6 protein-coding genes are annotated in these 4,356 nt (G+C 60.4%); 4 read left to right on the top strand and 2 right to left on the bottom strand.

All coding sequences use genetic code 11. The features are described from left to right. On the bottom strand, positions 1–373 hold a 373-nt coding region (locus VFE81_RS21135; RefSeq protein WP_325046462.1), incomplete at its 3' end, for an FKBP-type peptidyl-prolyl cis-trans isomerase. Positions 374–574: 201 nt separating this feature from the next. Between VFE81_RS21135 and radC the strand changes: the two genes are divergently transcribed. The 4 genes from radC to nadB all read left to right on the top strand — a co-directional run bounded on the left by radC (position 575) and on the right by nadB (position 3,928). After that, positions 575–1,441: a RadC family protein gene (gene radC, locus VFE81_RS21130; RefSeq protein ID WP_414695633.1), complete on the top strand. Its 867-nt coding sequence runs from the start codon at positions 575–577 to the stop codon at positions 1,439–1,441. Between the two features lie 239 nt (positions 1,442–1,680). Further along, a complete protein-coding gene (rpmB, locus tag VFE81_RS21125) occupies positions 1,681–1,914 on the top strand; it encodes a 50S ribosomal protein L28 (protein WP_007180631.1) in 234 nt (77 codons plus the stop codon). 10 nt (positions 1,915–1,924) lie between these two features. Further along, positions 1,925–2,092: a 50S ribosomal protein L33 gene (gene rpmG / locus VFE81_RS21120; RefSeq protein WP_006050116.1), complete on the top strand. Its 168-nt coding sequence runs from the start codon at positions 1,925–1,927 to the stop codon at positions 2,090–2,092. Between the two features lie 237 nt (positions 2,093–2,329). Next, positions 2,330–3,928: an L-aspartate oxidase gene (nadB, locus tag VFE81_RS21115; RefSeq protein WP_325046461.1), complete on the top strand. Its 1,599-nt coding sequence runs from the start codon at positions 2,330–2,332 to the stop codon at positions 3,926–3,928. 91 nt (positions 3,929–4,019) lie between these two features. Here the strand turns inward: nadB and VFE81_RS21110 are convergent. After that, positions 4,020–4,356: nicotinate-nucleotide diphosphorylase (locus tag VFE81_RS21110; RefSeq protein ID WP_414695631.1), on the bottom strand; the 337-nt coding region annotated here is incomplete at its 5' end.

The raw sequence follows: 4,356 nt of genomic DNA, 5'->3' as shown, positions 1-4,356 counted from the left end.
CACCGACTTCCTTCAGGACGCCAGCGTAGCGGCCGCCACCCGGTGCGTTAAATTCGACCAGATCACCCGGCGAAAAGTCCTCGCCGATCATGCTGTTTTCGCGCAGCGTGGCCAGTGAGACCCGCTGGATCAACTCCGGATTGCGCGGACCGAACGCCTGACCCGGCGTTAGCTGAAAGGTCGAATGGTGGCCCACCTTCAAACCCAGCAGAATGTCTTCCAGCGGCGGCGCCAGTTGGCCCGCGCCGAGCAGCAGCGTGGCCGGCCTGTCGGTAAACGTATTGATGACTTCAGCGCCATCGGCAAGAGAAAGCCGGTAATGAAGCGTGACGTGTGAACCGGCCTTCACTTCGGAAATGTCGATGATGCTCATGCAATGCTCGCTCAGTCGAAGCGCGCTGCACGCGTGCGCCGCGGGCGCAGTCGACGCGTGTGGCAAACCCGTCGGGGTGCCATGCGCAAAGCGTCTATTGTAAGCCACATAGCGGGCGGCGGCTTGGGTCCGTCGCGCGCATAGCGGCATGGCCATGCACCGAGCGCCGCCCCAAACCCGAACTGGAGGACCCTTATCCATATGGCCGACCATGCCTGCACTATAGACGAAGCAACCCCCGAAACGGCCTTGCCGGAGTCTGTCGCGCCCGCCACCCCAGAACCCGCTCTGGTGCCACCGCGCGCTTGCGCCGCAGTTGGCGATGCCGCGGCCGGTAATAGCGTCAGCGCCCTCGAGGCCACCGCGAGAGCCGGCACACCGGCAGCTCGATCGCTCGTTCGAGGCAAATGGCATAAAAACGACATGCCGCGCGAACGCCTGATCGCGGATGGGCCCAGCGTGTTGTCGGATACCGAAATGATCGTGCTGGTACTTGGCTCGGGTCTGCCCGGCCACGATGTGTTTAACGTCGCGCGCACGCTGCTCGACCGGTTCGGCTCGATGCGGGCAATGCTCGACGCAACTTATTCGGACTTCGAAGGCCTGCGCGGCATCGGCCCGGCAAAAAAGGCGCAGTTGCTCGCCATCATGGAGATGGCGCGGCGCTCGCTAGTCGATAAGATGCGGGACCGTTCGCTGATGAATTCGCCTGAAGCCGTGCAAGACTATCTGCGCCTGCACATAGGCGGTAAGACGCAAGAGGTCTTCGTGTCACTCTTTCTCGATGCCCGGCATCGGTTGATCCGCTGCGAGGAAAGCGCACACGGCACGCTGACACGCATGGCGGTGTATCCTCGCGAAATCGTCCGACGGGCGCTAAGCCTGAATGCCGCCAGTCTGATCGTCGCGCATAATCACCCTTCCGGCGCCGTCCAGCCGAGCGCAAGCGACTGCCGACTGACGCATACGCTGCGCGACGCCCTTGCGCTGATCGACGTCCAATTGATCGATCATCTGGTGATTGGCGCAGATCGCACGTACTCGTTTGCCCGCGCGGGCTGGCCGTGACACGGCGCGAACCAGGGTCGCGGCAACGTTGCACCGTCTTCGGCATCGCAAATAAGGTTTGATTTTGCGGCTTTTTTTCCGCTATAATTCCGGTTTGCCTATTTCCAACCCCCTGTTCCGAAGCCACCAAGGCGTTCCGGAAAGGAAAAGCGTCTGAAGTTCTTGAAACTTAAGCGCGGCTCTTTTCGGGAAACTTTCACGGCGTTCGAACTCAGAATTAGCGTATTAGGAGTGCTCTCATGGCACGCGTATGCCAAGTAACTGGGAAAGCGCCGATGAGCGGCAACAACGTTTCCCACGCGAACAACAAAACCAAGCGCCGGTTCCTGCCGAACCTGCAAAACCGCCGTATTTGGGTGGAAAGCGAAAACCGTTGGGTGCGTCTGCGCGTTTCGAACGCCGGCCTGCGCCTGATCGACAAGAACGGTATCGACGCTGTGCTCGCAGATCTGCGCGCACGCGGTGAAGCCTAAGGAGTAAATCATGGCGAAAGGCGCACGCGACAAGATCAAGTTGGAATCGACCGCAGGCACGGGTCATTTCTACACGACGACGAAGAACAAACGCAACATGCCGGAAAAGATGCTGATCAAGAAATTTGATCCGGTCGTCCGTAAGCACGTTGACTACAAGGAAACCAAGATTAAGTAAATCTTGGCTCCTGCCTGACGAAGGCAAAAGCATTTGCAAAAAAGCCTCGCATTCATGCGAGGCTTTTTTGTTTTCTGCGTGCCATTTTGGTGCTGGTTACCTGTCCTTTGCCGATCAGAACAGTCTTATCCCATTCGGCCAGCTTTCCCTCATCCGTCGCGACGCGTATCCTTTCTCGTTTTAGCGGCATGCACACAGCATGCCGCCACGGCAAAACGAAAGACGGAGATGCAGGCGATGGAATTCGATGTGGCGATTGTCGGTAGCGGTCTGGCAGGTTTGAGCGTCGCGCTGAATCTCGCGGAGACCCGGAGGGTTGCGGTGGTCGCCAAGCGATCGATGACCGAGGGCGCGAGCGATTGGGCGCAAGGCGGGATCGCCGCCGTACTGGATTCGGCAGACAGCATCGAGAACCACGTGCGTGACACACTGATCGCCGGCGGCGGCCTGTGCGACGAGGCAGCAACACGCTTTATCGTCGAGCATGGGCGTGCCGCGATCGAATGGCTGATCGAACAAGGCGTGCCGTTCACCAAAGACGACGCCGCCGAACTCGGCTTTCATCTGACACGTGAAGGCGGCCATAGCCATCGCCGGATCATTCATGCAGCGGATGCAACGGGCCATGCAGTGGTCGCTACGCTCAGCGAGCGTGTACGCCGGCATCCGAACATCACCCTGCTCGAAGACCACTACGCGATCGATCTGATCACGTCCGACCGTCTCGGTCTGCCAGGCCGTCGCTGCCACGGTTTGTATGCACTCGATCTGCAAAGCGGCCGCACCGTGACAATCGAAGCGCCGCATACCGTGCTCGCCACCGGCGGCGCCGGCAAAGTGTACCTGTACACCACCAATCCCGACACCGCGACCGGTGACGGCATCGCGATGGCGTGGCGCGCGGGCTGCCGCGTCTCAAACATGGAATTCATCCAGTTCCATCCGACCTGCCTGTTCCATCCGTATGCGAAGTCGTTCCTGATCTCGGAAGCCGTGCGCGGCGAAGGTGGCATTCTGAAGCTGCCAGACGGCACGCGCTTCATGCCGAACCACGACGAACGCGCCGAACTCGCGCCACGCGACATCGTCGCGCGCGCAATCGACTTCGAGATCAAGAAACGCGGCATCGATTGCGTGTATCTCGACATCAGCCATCAGCCGCCTGAATTCCTGCGCGAACACTTCCCGACAATCCTGGCCCGCTGCCTCGAATTCGGCATTGACATCACCAAAGAGCCGATCCCGGTTGTGCCTGCCGCGCACTACACGTGCGGCGGCGTCGTAACCGATCTGGCAGGCCGGACCGATCTCGCCGGCCTCTATGCGGTTGGTGAAACGTCATGCACAGGCCTGCACGGCGCGAACCGGCTAGCCAGCAACTCCTTGCTCGAGTGTCTCGTGATTGGACGCTCCGCTGCGCAGGCCATCGAGCAGGAAGGCTTCAGCGCCGTCGTGCATGCGCCGCTGCCGGACTGGGACGAAAGCCGTGTGTCCGATCCGGACGAAGAAGTCGTGGTCGCGCACAACTGGGATGAACTGCGCCGCTTGATGTGGAACTACGTCGGCATTGTGCGTACGGACAAGCGGCTCGCGCGAGCCAAGCATCGGCTTGCCCTGCTCCGAGACGAGATTCATGAGTATTACGCGAATTTCAAGGTGAGCCGCGATTTGCTGGAACTGCGCAATCTGGTCGACGTGGCGTCGCTGATCGTCGAAGGCGCTCGCTCGCGGCGTGAAAGCCGTGGCCTGCACTTCAGCCGCGATTGGCCGGCCACGTTGCCCAAAGCTCTGCCAACGGTGCTCTCGCCTGAGCACGTGCGCAATCGCAACGTGTGATTTTCAGAAACTGAAATGAAAAGGCCATCGCCGGTTATCCGGCGGTGGCCTTTTCACTGATTGCGAAAGTTTAAGCTTAGACGCCTGTGGCTCAGACGATCCGCATCGAGTAATCCGTTGCACGAACATCTTTGGTCAGTGCACCGATCGACACGCGATCGACGCCTGTTTCCGCGATCGTCCGCACCGTCTCGAAGTTCACCCCGCCGGACACCTCCAGCACCGCCCGCCCTGCAGTAATACGCACGGCATCGCGCATCGCATCGAACGAAAAGTTGTCCAGCAGAATGGATTGCGCGCGATGCGCCAATGCGGTTTCCAATTGCGCCAGCGTTTCTACTTCGATCTGGATCGACACGCCCGCATTCAGCGCGAGCGCCGCATCCATTGCCGCGCCGACGCCGCCCGCTGCGGCAATGTGGTTTTCC

The sequence above is a fragment of the Paraburkholderia sp. genome, assembly GCF_035656215.1.
Taxonomy (GTDB): domain Bacteria; phylum Pseudomonadota; class Gammaproteobacteria; order Burkholderiales; family Burkholderiaceae; genus Paraburkholderia.
The sequence above is the reverse complement of the archived record's forward strand: the minus strand, read 5'-3'. Positions and strand labels throughout refer to the sequence as shown.

Coding starts and splice junctions, on each gene's coding strand:
- radC (WP_414695633.1), top strand. CDS start 575: ATGGCCGACCATGCCTGCACTATAGACGAAGCAACCCCCGAAACGGCC.
- rpmB (WP_007180631.1), top strand. CDS start 1,681: ATGGCACGCGTATGCCAAGTAACTGGGAAAGCGCCGATGAGCGGCAAC.
- rpmG (WP_006050116.1), top strand. CDS start 1,925: ATGGCGAAAGGCGCACGCGACAAGATCAAGTTGGAATCGACCGCAGGC.
- nadB (WP_325046461.1), top strand. CDS start 2,330: ATGGAATTCGATGTGGCGATTGTCGGTAGCGGTCTGGCAGGTTTGAGC.